The sequence below is a fragment of the Streptomyces sp. NBC_00344 genome (genome assembly GCF_036088315.1).
GTDB lineage: Bacteria > Actinomycetota > Actinomycetes > Streptomycetales > Streptomycetaceae > Streptomyces.
Genome location: NZ_CP107996.1, coordinates 5,821,787 through 5,838,300 on the forward strand (window position 1 = coordinate 5,821,787; position 16,514 = coordinate 5,838,300).

Consider the following 16,514-nt stretch of genomic DNA (forward strand, 5'->3'; position numbering starts at 1 on the left):
TGTAGTTCCGCAGATCCGTACGCACGTAAGGTGAAACGCCGACCATGGGCACCCCCGCCGAGCTGATCTCCCCGCGTTCCCCGCGCGTCGCCGCCGCCAGGAGGCTGGCCCGGCGCAATTTCCGCACCAGGGAACGCCGGTTCATCGCCGAGGGCCCCCAGGCCGTGCGGGAAGCGGTGGTCCACCGGTCGGGCGGCGAGCCGACCCTGACCGAGCTGTTCGCCACGGTCGATGCCGCCGAACGGTACGCCGACATCATCCGGGCCGCACGGGAGGCCGGGGCACGGATCCACCTGGCCGGTGACGAGGTGCTCGCCGGGCTCTCCCAGACCATCACCCCCCAGGGGCTGGTGGGTGTCTGCCGCTTCCTGGACTCCCCCTTCGAGGAAATCCTCAGCGCCCGGCCCCGGCTGGTGGCGGTGCTCGCCCATGTCCGCGACCCCGGCAACGCCGGCACCGTACTGCGCTGTGCCGACGCGGCGGGGGCCGACGCGGTCGTCCTCACCGACGCGTCCGTCGACCTCTACAACCCCAAATCCGTACGGGCGTCGGTGGGTTCGCACTTCCATCTGCCGGTTGCCGTCGGTGTTCCGGTCGAGCAGGCGGTCGCCGGTCTGAAGGCGGCGGGGGTACGGATCCTCGCCGCGGACGGCGCGGGCGATGACGACCTCGACGCGGAGCTCGACGCCGGGACCATGGGCGGGCCGAGCGCCTGGATCTTCGGCAACGAGGCCTGGGGGCTGCCCGAGGAGACCCGGGCGCTCGCCGACGCCGTGGTGCGCGTCCCGATCCACGGCCGGGCCGAGAGTCTGAACCTCGCGACGGCCGCAGCCGTATGTCTCTACGCTTCGGCACGTGCGCAGCGCGCTTCCGGAGGGTGCCGCTCCGTCACCTCCACCTAGTAGGGTGACGAGTTCGGGGGCCCACTGCGGTATTCGGAGAGGTGGGGTGCGGGGATGGCTGTGCCAGCGGGCGGTGCGTCATCGCAGGGACATGGATCCCTGCTGAGCGGTGCGGGCTGGGCCGGGGACGGCGGGGTCGACCCCGAGGACCTCCCCGACGGTCTGGTCGTGGCCGACGAACGGGGCACGGTCATCTGCTTCAACTCGGCAGCCGCACGGATCACCGCCGTGCCCAGGGCCGCAGCTCTCGGCTCCCCGCTGGAGCAGGCGCTGCCGCTCGAGGACCTCAAGGGCCGCCGCTGGTGGACGCTGACCGACCCGTACGGCGGGCTCGCCATCCGGTACGGCCAGCCCGAGCGCAATCTGCTCCTGCCCGGCGGCCGCGAGGTGCTGGTCTCCGCGCGGTACATACGCGAGCACCCCACAGGCCCGGTGCGCCGGCTGGTGGTTTCCATCCGGGGCACCGAGGCGCGCCGGCGCACCGAACGCAGCCACGCCGAGCTGATAGCCACGGTCGCGCACGAACTGCGCTCCCCGCTGACCTCGGTCAAGGGCTTCACCGCGACCCTGCTGGCCAAGTGGGAACGGTTCACGGACGACCAGAAGCGGCTGATGCTGGAGACCGTCGACGCCGACGCCAACCGCGTCACCCGGCTGATCGCCGAACTGCTCGACATCTCGCGCATCGACTCGGGTCGCCTCGAGCTGCGCCGCCAGCCGGTCGACGTCGTGGCGGCCGTCGGACGGCACATCCAGGGGCACACCGCTTCGGGGCAGGACCCGGACCGCTTCCTGGTCCGTATCCAGCAGCCGCTGCCCGACCTCTGGGCGGATCCCGACAAGATCGACCAGGTCCTCGGCAACCTGCTGGAAAATGCGGTGCGCCACGGCGAGGGAACCGTCACGATCGAGGTGTCCGCAGCCTCCGCGAAGAACGACGAGAAGGGAACGGGCGTCACGGTGACCGACGAGGGCCCCGGCATTCCCGAGGAGTCGATGAGCCGCGTCTTCACCCGTTTCTGGCGGGGCAGCAAGCGTGGCGGGACCGGGCTCGGCCTCTACATCGTCAAGGGGATCGTCGAGGCGCACGGCGGGACGATCACGGTCGGCCGGGGGCCCTGCGGCGGCGCAGAGTTCCGATTTATTCTGCCCGTCGGCGCTCCGGCCTACCTCTCCTGAGCAGCCCGCGGGCTTCTTCGCCTCCGCGCGGCCTTTAGACTCGGCACGTGGCACGTTTGCGTCCTTGACGTCGCTGTCGGCGAGCAGGTCGCCTCAGCCAGCAATCGGAAGTACGGGAAGAGATGTCGGCACCGAACAAGTCGTACGACCCTGTTGAGGTCGAGGCACTGAAACCGGAAGAGATCGAGCGCATGCGGAGCGAGGCGCTGGCCGCCTTCGCCGCCGCGGGCGACCTCGACGCGCTCGCACACGCGAAGACCGCACACACCGGGGGCACCTCGCCGCTGGCGCTCGCCAACCGCGAGATCGGTGCGCTGCCTCCGCAGGCCAAGGCCGACGCGGGCAAGCGCGTGGGCATGGCACGCGGCGCCGTGAACAAGGCCCTCGCGGCCCGGCAGGCGGAGCTGGAGGCCGAGCGCGACGAGCGGGTCCTGGTCGAGGAGGCGGTGGACGTCACACTGCCCTACGACCGCACGCCGGCCGGCGCCCGCCACCCGCTGACCACGTTCATGGAACGGGTCGCCGACATCTTCGTCGCCATGGGCTACGAGATCGCGGAGGGCCCGGAGGTCGAGGCGGAGTGGTTCAACTTCGACGCCCTGAACTTCACGCCCGACCACCCCGCCCGGCAGATGCAGGACACCTTCTTCGTCCAGGGCCCCGAGGGCACGGAGGGTGACGAGTCCGGTGTCGTGCTGCGTACGCACACCTCGCCCGTCCAGGCCCGCACGCTGCTCGACCGTGAGCCCCCCGTCTACGTGGTCTGCCCGGGGCGGGTCTACCGCACCGACGAGCTGGACGCCACGCACACCCCGGTCTTCCACCAGATCGAGCTGCTCGCCGTGGACGAGGGCCTGACCATGGCCGACCTCAAGGGCACCTTGGACCACATGGTGCAGGCGCTCTTCGGGCAGGACATGACCACCCGGCTGCGCCCGAACTACTTCCCGTTCACCGAGCCGTCCGCCGAGATGGACATGCAGTGCTATGTCTGCCGCGGCGCCTCGGTGGGCAATCCCGACCGACCCTGCCGCACCTGCTCGAGCGAGGGCTGGATCGAGCTGGGCGGCTGCGGCATGGTCAACCCCAAGGTGCTGACCGCCTGTGGTGTCGACCCGCAGAAGTACAGCGGATTCGCCTTCGGGTTCGGCATCGAACGGATGCTGATGTTCCGCCACAACGTCGAAGACATGCGAGACATGGTCGAGGGTGACATCCGTTTCACCCGGCCGTTCGGGATGGAGATCTGATGCGGGTCCCGCTTTCCTGGCTGCGGGAGTACGTCGATCTCCCCGCCACCGAGACCGGCCGTGACGTTCAGGCCAAGCTGGTCGGCGTCGGCCTCGAGGTCGAAACGGTCGAGCAGATCGGCGCCGGCCTCAAGGGCCCACTGGTCGTCGGACAGGTACTCACCATCGAGGAGCTGGAGGGCTTCAAGAAGCCCATCCGCTTCTGCACCGTTGACGTCGGTACGGCCAACGGCACCGGCGAGCCGCAGGAGATCGTCTGCGGTGCCCGCAACTTCGCGGTCGGCGACCACGTCGTGGTGGTCCTGCCGGGCGCGGTGCTGCCCGGCGACTTCGCCATCGCCGCACGCAAGACGTACGGCAGGACATCGCACGGCATGATCTGCTCCGGCGACGAGCTGGGCATGGGCGACGACGGTTCGCACGGCATCATCGTGCTGCCTCCCGGCCATGAAACAGGCACCGACGCGATCGAGCTGCTCGAGCTGGTGGACGAGGTCCTGGACATCGCCGTCACACCCGACCGCGGATACGCCCTCTCCATCCGCGGAGTCGCACGGGAGACGGCCGTCGCCTACGGGCTGCCGCTGAGTGACCCGGCGTTGCTCGATGTCCCCGCGCCGAATGCGCACGGCTACCCGGTGAAGATCGCCGACCCGCGGGGCTGCGACCGTTTCACCGCGCGTACCGTCACCGGGCTCGACCCCGAGGCCCGTACGCCGGTCTGGCTGCAGCGCAGGCTGCAGAAGGCCGGGATGCGGCCGGTTTCACTCGCCGTCGACATCACCAACTACGTGATGCTGGAGCTCGGCCAGCCGCTGCACGCCTACGACCGCACCCGGATCGACGGCCCGATCGGTGTGCGCAGGGCGGCGCAGGGCGAGAAGTTCACCACCCTCGACGGCACGGCGCGCGTTCTCGACGCCGAGGACCTCGTCATCACGGACAATCGCGGACCGATCGGCCTCGCGGGCGTGATGGGCGGTGCCAACACCGAGATCGCCGACGCCACGGCGGACCCCGGCACCGGCCGGGTCAGCGGTACCACCGATGTCGTCATCGAGGCCGCGCACTTCGACGCGCTCTCCATCTCGCGGACAGCCCGCCGGCACAGGCTGCCGTCCGAGGCGTCCAAGCGCTTCGAACGCGGAGTCGACCCGGAGGCCGCTTCGGCCGCTGCCCAGCGGACCGTGGACCTCCTGGTGCTGCTCGCGGGCGGCACCGCCGAGGCCGGCGTCACCGAGGTCATCGCACCGACCGCGCCGCGCTCCATCTCGATGCCGGCCGATCACCCCGACCGGGTGGCCGGCGTGCGGTACGGCCGTGAGACCGTCGTCCGCCGCCTCCAGCAGGTCGGCTGTGATGTGTACGGGCAGGACGAGCTGGTGGTCACCGTGCCGTCCTGGCGTCCGGACCTCGCCTACCCCAACGACCTGGCCGAAGAGGTCATCCGGCTCGAGGGGTACGAGAACCTCCCCTCGACCCTGCCGAAGCCACCGGCCGGCCGCGGGCTCACCGACCGGCAGCGGCTGCACCGCAGGACCGGCCGTGCGCTCGCCGGAGCCGGCTTCGTCGAAGCCCTGAACTACCCGTTCATGGGCCAGGCGGTGCTCGACCAGCTCGGTCTCCCCGCCGACGACGCACGCCGCACCGCGGTCACGCTGGTCAACCCGCTCTCCGACGAGGAGCCGGCGCTGCGCACCTCGCTGCTGCCGGGTCTGCTCGGTGCGCTGCGGCGCAATGCCGGACGCGGGTCGCACGACCTGGCGCTCTTCGAGACCGGTCTGGTCTTCAGGCCCACCGGTCATGAGCACACCGCCGCGCGGCTGCCCGTCGACCGCCGTCCCACCGACGAGGAGATCGCCGGGATCAACGCCACGCTGCCGCGTCAGCCGCGCCGGGTCGCCACTGTCCTGGCCGGGGCCCGCGAGCAGTCCGGCTGGTGGGGCAAGGGCCGCCCGGCCGACTGGGCGGACGCCGTCGAGTCGGCCCGTACGGTGGCCCGCGAGGCCGGCGTCGAGCTGACCGTCCGCGGCGACCGGCACGAGCCGTGGCACCCGGGGCGCTGCGCCGCGCTGTACGTCACGGTGGACGGCCAGGAGGTTCTCGCCGGTCACGCCGGTGAGCTGCATCCGCGTGCGATCAAGGCGCTCCATCTGCCGGAGCGCACCTGCGCGATGGAGCTCGAGCTCGATGTGCTGGAGCAGGGGACCGCTCCGCTCGTCGCCCCGCGTATCTCCGCGTTCCCGGTGGCCACCCAGGACGTCGCGCTGGTCGTGGCGGCCGGTGTGCGGGCCGCCGACGTGGAGGCCGCGCTGCGTGAAGGGGCGGGTGAACTCCTCGAATCGCTGCGGCTTTTCGATGTCTTCACCGGTGAGCAGATCGGTGAGGGCAACAAGTCCCTGGCCTATGCGCTGCGTTTCCGTGCGGGCGACCGCACCCTGACGGTCGACGAGGCCACAGCGGCACGCGACGCCGCGGTGGCGCTCGCGGCCGAGCGCACGGGGGCGGTGCTGCGCGGCGCGTGAGCACCGCGACCGCTCGTAGCGGTGGCCGTCCGAGGGGCATGTCCGGATCTCCGGGCATGCCCCTCGGCTGTTGACGCACGGACGGCCGCTCCCGGCACTCGGGGATCGGGACCTCTGATCACTCGTTCGGGTGAGAAGCGCAGGTGATGTCCGCCAACGGGTGCGAAGGGCCGACAGAATCGGTCCGCCCGATATCGACCCGCCCGATCAGAACTCGAGGGGGCTGACGTCATGATCCGTGCGAAGGCCGCGGTCCGTGCGCGGGCCGCGATCCGTACGAGGGTGTGGCGCGGGACGGTCGTCCTCGGCCTCCCCGGGCTCTGGCTTCTGGTCGTGGTCGGCTGGGAGCTGATCTCCCCGCCGGTCAGCGACGGCGCGATCGCTCCTCGGCTCCTGTTCTGCGGCGTACTGCTCGCGCTGACCGGCTGCGTACTCGCGGGGGTGCGCATGGGTCCGCTGAGGGAACTGCGGCAGGTCCGCGAGGTCGCCTACGCGGCCCAACGGGTGCTGCTGCGTCCGCTGCCCGCCCGGATCGACGGACTGTCCGTCGCGGCAGGTCAGCTCTCGGTGTCACGTGGCGCGATGGTGGGCGGCGATCTGTACGAGGCGCTGTCGACCGCTCACGGTGTGCGGCTGGTGATCGGGGATGTTCGGGGGCACGGTCTTGGCGCCATCGGCGCGGTGGCCGCGGTGCTCGGCAGCTTCCGCGAGGCGGCCCATGACGAGCCCGAACTGGCGGGCGTGGCACGCCGGCTGGAGCGCGCGCTGGAACGCCACCTGCGGGAGCGGGCGCGCACCGAGCATCCGTCGGCGGGCGGCCCCGAGCCGGACCATCCCTCCGCCGAGGAGTTCGTCACCATACTTCTCCTCGAAGTCGACGCCGAGGGTGAGGTGTCCGCGGTCAACTGCGGGCACCCGTGGCCCTATCGGCTCGGCAGGGACGCCCGGCAGCTCTCCGGTGCGGAGCCGCTGCCACCGCTGGGTACCTTCCCGCTGCCCGCCGGCGTCGCCGCGCACCGGTGTACCCGTCTGCTGCCGGGCGAGGCGCTTGTCCTGCACACCGACGGCGCCACCGACGCACGGGACGCCGCAGGGCGGTTCTTCCGGCTGGACGAGGCACTGTCCGATGCCGCACGGGGTTCGCCGATCTCGCCGGCTTCGGTGATCCATGGTGTGCACCGGGCGCTGTTGCGCCACACCGGTGGCCGGCTCACCGACGATGTGGCGCTGCTCGTGCTGCACAACGACCGCTGCCGGACGCCCGATCCGCCCGGCACGATGTGCGCCGTCCGTCCCGCCACGGAGCGCCGGGCGGTTCCGGCAGGACGGACGGCGCCGGGAGCGGGCCGTCGCACTGTACGAGGGGGAGCCGACGGCCCGGCCGCCTCCTGAGAGGCAGTTCAGTCAATCGCCGACGGGCCCCGCAGGGGCAGTGGCGTGAACATCCCAGTACGAGCACTCCGTTCACACCCCGTGTGAACGGCGCTCCATTACGCTGAGCCCCACCGAGCCACCGGAGGGCCTTGATGCTGCCCAATACCCTGCTCGACGCGCTGCTCGACGAGGCCGGCATGTCCCACGCCGGTTTGGCTGCCCGGGTCAATCGTGCGGGTGCCTCCCGCGGCTTGTCGCTGCGATACGAACACACCGCCGTCGCCCGGTGGCTGAAGGGCCAGCGGCCGCGGGGCCAAGTGCCCGATCTGCTCTGCGAGGTGCTCGCCGCCAGACTGCGCCGCACGCTGACTCTCGATGACGTGGGTCTGGGTGTGCCGGATGGCCCTGCGCCGTCGCAGGGCACGCCCCTCTCCGGATTCATGGAGCGGGCGGCGGCGCTGTGGCGCTCCGACGAACAGCAGCGCCCCCACATACTGGGCGCTGCGCCGGTCACGGGGACCCCGGCGGTGCTGCCGGTCTGGGAGTGGGAGAACCCGCCCGAGGACGTCGACGTCTCGCGGGACGGCCCGACCCGGGTCAGCCTCGCGGACACCGAGACCCTGCGGGCGGCCCGCGCCCACTATGAGCTGATGTACCGGAAGGCGGGGGGTATCGCGACCCGCGCCCGGGTCGTCAGATTCCTGAACTTCGAGACCGCGCCGCTGCTGCGCGGCAGTTACAGCGATGCCACCGGGCGTCAACTGCTCCGGGCCGCAGGGGGTTTGGTGGCCATCGCGGGTATCTGTGCCTACGACTCCGATGCGCAGGGGCTCGCCCAGCGCTACTTCCACCAGGCACTGCGCCTGGCCAAGGCCAGCGGTGACCGCGGGCTCGGTGCCTACGTGGTCGCGCTCCTCGTCAACCAGGCACTGTTCATGGGCGAATACCGGCAGGCGGTGGCCTTCGCGGAGGCGGCGCTGCGAGCAGCGGGCCGGGAGCTCACCCCGGCGCTGGGGACCGATCTCCACGCGATGCAGGCCAAGGCGTATGCGTGTCTCGGCGACGCGAGCAGCGCGATGTCCTGCATCCGGCGCGCCGAGGCGGCTGCCGGTCGGATCAGCTCGGGCGCCGAGCCGGACGAGACCGGCTACGTCCAGCCGGGTCTGGTCAATGTGCAGGTCGCGGAGGCGCTGCTCAGACTGGGTGATCTGCCGGCCGCCCGTGCGCAGGCCGTCGCGGCGGCCGACGCTCCGGCGCACGACCGGGGCCGGGTGCACCGGCTGGCGACCCTCGCCCAGATCGAGTTGCGGCAGGGGGAGGCCGACCGTGCGGTCGCCACCGCAGTCGAAATGACCGTGCAGGCAAGGGGGATGGAGTCTCAGCGGCTGCGGGACCAGCTGAGGGCCGTACGCGGTCATCTGCTGGAGAGCGGCTTCGGAAGGGCCGATGAGGCGGCCGCTCTCATCGACGGGGCTCTGCGCGTTCCCCTCTGACCCCGCTACTGCTGCGATGTTGCCATCAACTTGTCGGAAGGTGGCAGAACTGTGCAGTGGATGAACTTAAGCGAACGAAACGTGTACAAGAACCGCTGGTTCCAGGTGAATCTGGCGGATGTCGAACTCCCGGACGGCGCCCATCTGGACCACTTCGTGATCCGGCTGCGCCCTGTGGCGGTGGCCACCGTCGTCAACGACGCCAATGAGGTACTGCTGCTCTGGCGGCACCGGTTCATCACGGACAGCTGGGGCTGGGAGCTCGCGGCGGGAGTCGTCGAGGACGGTGAGGCGATCGAAGCCGCTGCGGCCCGCGAGATGGAGGAGGAGACGGGCTGGCGGCCCGGTCCGCTCCGGCATCTGCTCACCGTCGAACCCTCCAACGGGCTCACCGACGCACGGCATCATCTCTACTGGTCGGACCTGGGCACCTACACGGGGCAACCGGTGGACGCCTTCGAGTCATCGCGCCGTGCGTGGATTCCGCTCAAGCTGGTCCCCGACATGATCGCCCGGGGTGAGGTTCCCGCGGCGAACATGGCGGCCGGGCTGCTGATGCTGCACCACCTGCGCCTGGGCTGAGCCCGGTCCGCCGGGAAGCGGGTGCGGGGCGGCGCCGGCACGCCCCGCACCCGTACCGCGTCAGGCGTAGGAGTAGAAGCCCGAGGCCGTCTTACGGCCCAGCCTGCCCGCGTCCACCATGCGCTGCAGCAGCGGGGGAGCGGCGTACAGTGGCTCCTTGTACTCCGCGTACATCGAGTCGGCGACCGATGCGACCGTGTCCAGGCCGATCAGGTCGGTGAGCTTCAGCGGACCCATCGGATGGGCACAGCCCATCTCCATGCCGTTGTCGATGTCCTCACGGCTCGCGATACCCGACTCGAACATCCGGATCGCGGACAGCAGGTACGGGATGAGCAGGGCGTTGACCACGAAGCCCGAGCGGTCCTGGGCGCGGATGGCGTGCTTGCCGAGTATGTCCTGGACGAGTTCCTCGGAGCGCTTCACCGTCTCGTCGGACGTGGTCAGCGCCGGGATCAGCTCGACCAGCTGCTGCACCGGTGCGGGATTGAAGAAGTGGATGCCGATGACCTGGTCGGGACGCGACGTCGCGACGGCCAGCTTCACCAGGGGGATGGACGAGGTGTTGGAGGCCAGGATCGCGTCCTGCCGGGTCACCACCTGGTCGAGTACCTGGAAGATCTCGGTCTTGACCTGCTCGTTCTCCACGACGGCCTCGATGACGAGATCGCGGTCGGCGAACTCCCCGAGATCGGTGGTGAACGTCAGCCGGCCGAGCGTCGCGTCGCGCTCCTCCTCGGTGATCTTGCCGCGCTCGGCGGCCTTCGAGAGAGAGTTGTGGAGTCGCGTACGTCCTATTTCCAGGGCCTCACCCGTGGTCTCGGCGACCTTCACCTCAAGGCCGCTGCGGGCGCACACCTCGGCGATTCCTGCGCCCATCTGGCCGCAGCCCACCACTCCGACGCGTTCGATGTCGGTCACATCCAGCCTTTCGCAGATCGTCGCGGGCGAGTCCCCCGTATGGTTCCGGCGCACGCCCCGGCCCCAGACGTTACTCCTGACCTGCGCGTGGATGACGGCCCGGGTGAATCATGAAAAAGCGGGCACAAAGGGCGATATCTGTCTATCGCGTTCTTGATCGCTGAGTGACCGCGATGCATACCAGTACCGCGACGGCCGCCACCGGAGCGGCCACCGGCAGCCGCTCGCCGAGCAGCAGGACGGACCAGATCAGTGTCAGAAGCGGTTGACCCAGTTGCAGCTGGGAGGCCCTCGCCACGCCGATTCCGGCCATTCCCCGGTACCACACGACAAGTCCCAGAAACTGCGAACCGGCCGCCACCCAGGCGATTCCGGCAATGCTGTGCGCGGTGGGATGCACCGGTTCGAGGGTCAGCGCGATGACCGCGGCCGGGATCGCCAACGGCAGACAGATGATCAGTGCCCAGCCGATGACCCGCCAGCCCGGCATCTCATGCGCGAGGCGTCCCCCCTCCGTGTAGCCGGCCGCGCAGACCAGCAGTGCGGCGAAGAGATACAGATCACCGGCGGAAACTGCGCCACCGGACTGCTGGACGGTGAAGGCGATCACCACGGCCGCTCCGGCCAGCGCGGAGATCCAGAAGGTCCTCGAGGGCCTCGATCCGGTCCGCAGCGCGGAGAGGGCCGCCGTGGTGAGCGGCAGCAGACCCACCACCACCGCCGCGTGCGAGGTGGTCGAGGTCTGCAGGGCCAGCGTGGTGAGCAGCGGAAAGCCCACGACCACGCCGCAGGCCACCACGGCAAGACCTGTCCAGTGACGCCGCTCCGGCGCCGGGGCGTGCAGGGCGAGCAGGGCGGCGCCCGCGATCAGAGCGGCGAGTACACATCGCACCGATACCAGCGACCAGGGTCCGAAGCCCTCAAGACCCCAGGCGGTCGCGGGAAAGGTGAGCGAAAAAGCGACGACGCCCAGCGCTGCCAGCAGGGTGCCGCTGCTGTTCACTGCTATCCGTGTGTCGACGGTAGCGCTATTCTGTACTGTCATGAACCAGGGTAGCAGCGTCGATGCGCTGGTGAAATCGCTGAAGGCAGAGCTTGACCGCTATCCGATCGATGGAAAGCTCCCGTCGAGCCGGGCCATGGTGGAGAGCTACCGGGTGAGCCCGGTGACGGTCGCCCGCGCGCTCGCCCAGTTGGCCGCCGAAGGTCTGGTGGAGACCAGGCCGGGGGCCGGCGCCTTCCGCGCACAGCCCCCCAGTAACGCTCCGGCACCCGGCGACACCTCATGGCAGGAGGTCGCGCTCAGCGCGGACGGGGCCACCGACGCGGTGCCTCGCGCGGTGGACGCCTCGGGGGTCCTGGTCACGCTCGCGGCGCCCGCACCCGGCGTCATCGAGTTCAACAGCGGCTATCTCCACTCCTCGCTCCAGCCCGAGCAGGCCATGTCGGCCGCCCTCGCCAGGGCCGGGCGCAGACCGGGTGCCTGGGGCCGGCCGCCCGTCGACGGGCTCCCGGAGCTGCGCGAGTGGTTCGCGCGCGGTATCGGAGGTCCGGTCACCGCGGCGGAGGTGCTGGTCACCGCGGGCGGCCAGAGCGCCCTGACCACCGCACTGCGGGCCCTCGCCCCGCCGGGCGCCCCGGTCCTCGTCGAATCGCCCACCTATCCGGGGATGCTCGCCATCGCCCGGGCGGCGGGCCTGCGGCCGGTGCCCGTGCCGGTCGACTCCGACGGTGTGCGCCCGGAACTGCTCGCAGCGGCCTTCAGGGCGACCGGGGCAGGTGTCTTCGTGTGCCAGCCGCTCTTCCAGAACCCGACCGGAGCGGTGCTCAGCGCGGCCCGGCGTCCCGACGTGCTGCGCATCGCCCGGGAGGCGGGAGCGTTCGTCGTGGAGGACGACTTCGTGCGCCGTCTGGTCCACCAGGACGCGGGCCCGCTGCCCAGACCACTGGCGACCGACGACCGGGACGGGGTGGTCGTTCATGTCTGCTCGCTGACCAAGGCCACATCGCCGAGCCTGCGGGTCGGCGGGCTGGCTGCTCGGGGCCCGGTCCTCGAGCGGCTGCGCGCCATCCAGGTCGTCGAGAGCTTCTTCGTTCCCCGCCCGCTCCAGGAAGCCACCCTCGAACTGGTCGGATCGCCTGCCTGGAGCCGCCATCTGCGTTCCGTGGCAGTCGAGTTGAGGGACCGCAGGGACGCGCTGGCCGCCGCCCTCCGGCGTGACCTCCCGGAACTGGCGCTCCCGCACATCCCCACCGGTGGCTACCACCTCTGGCTGCGCCTCCCCGATGGAACGGACGAGCGCGCCGTGGTCGCCGCCGCCCTCAGAGCAGGTGTCGCCGTCGCGCCGGGGCGTCCCTACTTCTCCGCCGAGCCGCCGGCGCCGCACCTGCGGCTGAGTTTCGCCGGAGTGGCCGGTACCGAAGAGATCGGCGAAGGGGTGCGACGGTTGCGCGAGGCGTGCGACACCGTGCTCGGTTGACCGGTACCGGTCGTGCGGCGGTGCCGCACCTGTGAGGTCGTGACCGGCCTCTTGACCCGGGGCGCTTTCCGCCGCACGATCACCGCCATGAGCGTTCGCGTCACGCTGGTCACCGCTGCGCGCAGTTCCTCCCGGCTCGCCGAGCGATTCGACGACGACCGGCCACTCGACCAGGTCGGCTGGCACGAGGTGCAGCTCTCGGCGAGTGTCCTGGTGCCGCTGGCCGCCGCGGAGCTCCGTTACTGCTCGCCCACCACCCGCAGTCGTGCCACCGGAGATGCCCTGGGATACGCGCCGCTCGCCCAGCCTGCACTGAGCGACTGCGACATGGGCCGCTGGCGGGGTTTCACGCTGGCCGAGGTCACGGCACGTGAGCCCGCGGCCGTCGACGCGTGGCTCGCCGACCCCCGCGCGGCCCCGCACGGGGGCGAGTCCCTGCTGGAGTTCATCTCCCGGGTGGGCGGCTGGCTGGAGACCCGCCCCGCCGTCGAGGGTTCGATCGTCGCGGTCGCCGAGCCCGCGGTTGTCCGTGCGGCCCTGGTGTACGCCCTCAAGGCGCCCCCCTCCGCCTACTGGAACGTCGACGTCCGTCCACTCTCCACGGTGACGCTGACCGGAACGCCGGGCCGCTGGAGCCTGCGGCTCGACACCGGTATGCGCTGACCCGGAGGCCGGGGCGCGGCCGGCCCCGGCCTCAGGGGCCTACGAGGATCCGGAGGCGAACGGCTGCCCGGTCCCGCCCGCGTGCCGTGCTCTACCGCTCGCGGGTGTACTCCGTGGTCAGCAGCAACTGCTTGGCCGGTCCTCCGACACGCCAGATACTGCGCCAGCCGTCGGGACCCCAGGCCTCGAACTCACCCCGGTAGAGGTCCGCGCCGCAGGGGTGGTCGGCGATGTGGTGTCCGGAGCGCAGGTCCAGACCGTGGAAGAACCGTCCGTCAGCGAATTGCACCTGTGAGGTGCCGGTCCCACCGTCCTCACCGGGCTGCGCGGGAAGGAAGCGCAGGATGCGCCCGGCGGGCCGGGCCACGCCCTGCCAGACGAAGGTGCCGGACTCGTGATGCAGCAGTCCGCCGCCGTCCAGCGGCTCGAAGTCCGTGCGTCCCGTGAAACAGCCGTCCGATTCACCTGACAGGTCCCGCACGGTCCGCTCGACCCGCCAGGCACCTGCCAGATAGGCCAGGACATCGGGCACGGGATACATCGGCAGGGCTCCTCGGGCGGGTCCCGCAGAGCCTACCGGGGGCTGCCGGAGCGCTGGGCCGCCGCCCCGGCTCCGGTCCGCGGTCAGGCTTTGAGCCCTACTCCGGCCAGGCCGTGGAGTACGGCCGGATCGTGGTCGTCGCCGGGCACGTCCGGCCGCCAGTACGGCAGCGGGACGATGCCGGGCTCGATGATGTCGAAACCGGCGAAGAAGGGCTCGAGTTCGCCGGCGCTGCGCATGATCAGCGGGGTACTGGTGCGCTGGTAGACCTCCTGAACGGCACGCTGGCCGGTCGGGGTGGGGCCGTGTTCCAGCGTGGCGTGGGTGATGACCATGATGCTGCCGGGTGCCAGTGCGTCCCGCAGGGTGGCGATGACCTCCGCGGGACGGTCCGCGTCGGACAGGAAATGCACCACGGCCACGAGCAGCAGGGCGATCGGCCTGCCGAGGTCCAGCAGCCGCCGGGTCTCCGGGTGGCCGAGGACGGACTGCGGATCGCGCAGGTCCGCGGCGGCGACCGCAGCGTTCTCGTTACCGTCCAGCACGGCGCGGCTGTGGGCGAACGCCACGGGGTCGTTGTCGACATAGACCACGCGCGCCCGCGGGTCGGCCTTCTGGGCGACCTCATGGCTGCTGCCGAAGGTGGGAATGCCGGATCCGATGTCCAGGAACTGGGTGATGCCGAGGTCCAGTGCGTAACGGATCGCGCGGTGCATCACGGCCCGGTTGGCCTGGCTGATCGCGGGGACACCCGGCATCGCCCGGAGCGCGGCGGCGGCGGCCTGCCTGTCGACCTCGAAGTTGTGCGAGCCGCCGAGAAAGTAGTCGTAGATCCGGGAGGCGCTGGGCTTGGTGATATCGATGTCCTGAGGGGCCCAGGACGGTCGGTCGGTCATGGTTCGATGCCTCCAGGCCGGCAGGTCGAGTGACGCACCGGCGGGCTGAGTTCGCCGGGCGGTGTCGCGCCCGGCGCCGGGTGCGGGGCGCAGTGCACGAGGCTACTGACCGCCGGTCCGTGGTGGAACACCGGACCGGCGACCGCCGGCCGGATCAGCGGCGCCGAACCACTGCGGCAGCCGGCTGAGCAGGTCCTGCTGATCCTCACCGGCCCATGCCACGTGGCCGTCCGGCCGCAACAGCACGGCAGCCACGTCCAGTTCCTCGCTGGCGTCGACGACGTGGTCGACCCGGTCCGCCCAGCCCGCCACCGAGAGCCGGCCGGTCGTGTCGAGGAGCAGCCCGCGGCCGCCGTGCAGCAACTCGTAGAGGCGCCCCCGCTTCAGCCTCACGTCCCGCATTCGCCGGCCCAGCAGTTCGTGGTTTCCGCCGAAGTCGTAGCGGATCTCGACCGCGGTGACCATTCCCGTCACATACCGGTTCACCTCCTCGAAGTCCATCAGCTTCGAGAACAGCTCCCGCAGGGCGATCGCACCCGGATCGGTTCCCATCAGCGTGGTCTGCGCGCGGGCGTTGTCCAGCACGCGGGCGGCCACCGGGTGGCGTTCGGTGTGGTAGCTGTCCAGCAGCCCGCCCGGTGCCCAGCCGTTGACCTCGGCGGCCAGCTTCCAGCCGAGGTTGAACGCGTCCTGCACGCCGAGGCCGAGCCCCTGCCCGCCGACGGGCGGATGGATGTGCGCCGCGTCGCCGGCCAGCAGCACCCGTCCTTCCCGGTAGTGCTCGGCCTGCCGGGTGGCGTCACCGAACCGGGACAGCCATCGCGGTGAGTGCGCGCCGAAGTCGGTGCCCGCGAAGGTCCGAAGCTGCTTCTTGAACTCGTCAAGAGTCGGCGCGGTCGTGCGGTCCTCGGCCACCCCGTCGGCGGGCACGACGATGCGGCACATCGCGGTCCCGTCCGCCTCGGGGACGACTCCGAAGCGCAGTTGCGTCGTGCGGACCTCCTCGACGACGGCGGCGATCGTCGCCGGATCCTCGGTCACCTCCATGTCGCCCAGCAGCGTCTCGGCCGTGGCGGGCTCGCCGGGGAAGCCGACGCCGAGGAGCTTGCGCACCGTGCTGCGGCCGCCGTCGCAGCCGACCAGGTAGCGCGATCGCAGATGTGTGCCTTGCCCGCCGCCCACACCGCCGCCCACACCGCCGCCGGCGGGGGTACCCCCATCGGCCAGCTCGACGCTCACCCCGTCCTCGTCCTGGCTCAGCCCGACCACCTCGCAGCCGCGCCGGATCTCGGCGCCGAGTTCGAGGGCATGCTCGGTGAGCAGCTGCTCGGTGACGGCCTGCGGGGTGGTGAGGCCGTACGGGTGGGCCGTGTCCAGCAGGCCGGGCCACGGTTTGTGGATGCCGCCGAAGAATCCGCCGGCCTGGAACTTCTCACTGACCGCGAGGAACCGGTCCAGCAGACCGCGCTGGTCCATCACCTCGACGCTGCGCGCGTGCATACCGCGCCCGCGCGACTGCCGGGATGGCTCGGTGAGCTTCTCCAGCACGAGCACGTGTACTCCGGCCAGCCGCAACTCGCCGGCCAGCATCAAGCCGGTCGGTCCGCCGCCGACCACGATCACGTCAAACATGAAGACGCCCCCTCAACGAGACTGGATTCCGGCCGGAGCCGGCCCCGGCTCCGCGCAGTCGGCCGGCGCGCACACC

Annotated in this window: 14 protein-coding genes; 9 read left to right on the plus strand and 5 right to left on the minus strand. The window is 71.1% G+C overall.

The genetic code is table 11. From position 1 onward, the window contains the following. The first annotated feature begins 44 nt into the window (after nt 1-44). From OHS16_RS26350 to OHS16_RS26380, 7 genes are all read left to right on the plus strand, one after another. Nucleotides 45-902, plus strand: a complete 858-nt coding sequence (locus tag OHS16_RS26350) for a TrmH family RNA methyltransferase (RefSeq protein ID WP_328539732.1) — start codon at nt 45-47, stop codon at nt 900-902. A gap of 54 nt (nt 903-956) precedes the next feature. Beyond that, nucleotides 957-2,081, plus strand: a complete 1,125-nt coding sequence (locus tag OHS16_RS26355) for a sensor histidine kinase (RefSeq protein WP_328539733.1) — start codon at nt 957-959, stop codon at nt 2,079-2,081. A 122-nt stretch (nt 2,082-2,203) separates the two neighbouring features. After that, nucleotides 2,204-3,331, plus strand: coding sequence for a phenylalanine--tRNA ligase subunit alpha (gene pheS / locus OHS16_RS26360; protein ID WP_328539734.1), 1,128 nt, complete (start codon nt 2,204-2,206; stop codon nt 3,329-3,331). Then, nucleotides 3,331-5,856, plus strand: coding sequence for a phenylalanine--tRNA ligase subunit beta (gene pheT, locus OHS16_RS26365; protein WP_328539735.1), 2,526 nt, complete (start codon nt 3,331-3,333; stop codon nt 5,854-5,856). The genes pheS and pheT overlap by 1 nt, the downstream gene beginning before the upstream one ends. A gap of 231 nt (nt 5,857-6,087) precedes the next feature. Then, nucleotides 6,088-7,248 carry a PP2C family protein-serine/threonine phosphatase gene (locus tag OHS16_RS26370; RefSeq protein ID WP_328539736.1) on the plus strand — a complete coding sequence of 387 codons (1,161 nt, stop codon included), beginning with the start codon at nt 6,088-6,090 and terminating at the stop codon, nt 7,246-7,248. Between the two features lie 134 nt (nt 7,249-7,382). After that, the gene (locus tag OHS16_RS26375) at nt 7,383-8,723 is read left to right on the plus strand and encodes a transcriptional regulator (RefSeq protein WP_328539737.1); all 1,341 of its coding nucleotides are present in this window, start codon (nt 7,383-7,385) and stop codon (nt 8,721-8,723) included. 51 nt (nt 8,724-8,774) lie between these two features. Then, a complete protein-coding gene (locus OHS16_RS26380; protein WP_328539738.1) occupies nt 8,775-9,305 on the plus strand; it encodes an NUDIX domain-containing protein in 531 nt (176 codons plus the stop codon). A gap of 60 nt (nt 9,306-9,365) precedes the next feature. Here OHS16_RS26380 and OHS16_RS26385 read toward each other — a convergent pair whose 3' ends face one another. Together OHS16_RS26385 and OHS16_RS26390 are read right to left on the minus strand one after the other, a co-directional pair. Then, nucleotides 9,366-10,226, minus strand: coding sequence for a 3-hydroxybutyryl-CoA dehydrogenase (locus OHS16_RS26385; protein ID WP_328539739.1), 861 nt, complete (start codon nt 10,224-10,226; stop codon nt 9,366-9,368). A 142-nt stretch (nt 10,227-10,368) separates the two neighbouring features. Beyond that, nucleotides 10,369-11,271, minus strand: a complete 903-nt coding sequence (locus OHS16_RS26390; protein ID WP_328539740.1) for a DMT family transporter — start codon at nt 11,269-11,271, stop codon at nt 10,369-10,371. On the opposite strand from OHS16_RS26390, the gene OHS16_RS26395 reads away from it, so the two are divergent. Continuing rightward, on the plus strand, nt 11,270-12,706 hold the full coding sequence (locus OHS16_RS26395) for an aminotransferase-like domain-containing protein (RefSeq protein WP_328539741.1): 1,437 nt from the start codon (nt 11,270-11,272) through the stop codon (nt 12,704-12,706). The genes OHS16_RS26390 and OHS16_RS26395 overlap by 2 nt on opposite strands. 87 nt (nt 12,707-12,793) lie before the next feature. Then, the gene (locus OHS16_RS26400) at nt 12,794-13,369 is read left to right on the plus strand and encodes a histidine phosphatase family protein (protein ID WP_328539742.1); all 576 of its coding nucleotides are present in this window, start codon (nt 12,794-12,796) and stop codon (nt 13,367-13,369) included. A gap of 91 nt (nt 13,370-13,460) precedes the next feature. On the opposite strand, the gene OHS16_RS26405 is transcribed toward OHS16_RS26400, so the two are convergent. The 3 genes from OHS16_RS26405 to rox all read right to left on the minus strand — a co-directional run bounded on the left by OHS16_RS26405 (nt 13,461) and on the right by rox (nt 16,438). Next, nucleotides 13,461-13,910, minus strand: coding sequence for a DUF6314 family protein (locus tag OHS16_RS26405; RefSeq protein ID WP_328539743.1), 450 nt, complete (start codon nt 13,908-13,910; stop codon nt 13,461-13,463). An 83-nt stretch (nt 13,911-13,993) separates the two neighbouring features. Beyond that, entirely contained in the window at nt 13,994-14,806 is an 813-nt protein-coding gene (locus OHS16_RS26410) for an SAM-dependent methyltransferase (protein WP_328539744.1), read from the minus strand. Between the two features lie 102 nt (nt 14,807-14,908). Then, on the minus strand, nt 14,909-16,438 hold the full coding sequence (rox, locus tag OHS16_RS26415) for a rifampin monooxygenase (protein WP_328539745.1): 1,530 nt from the start codon (nt 16,436-16,438) through the stop codon (nt 14,909-14,911). Nucleotides 16,439-16,514 lie beyond the last annotated feature (76 nt).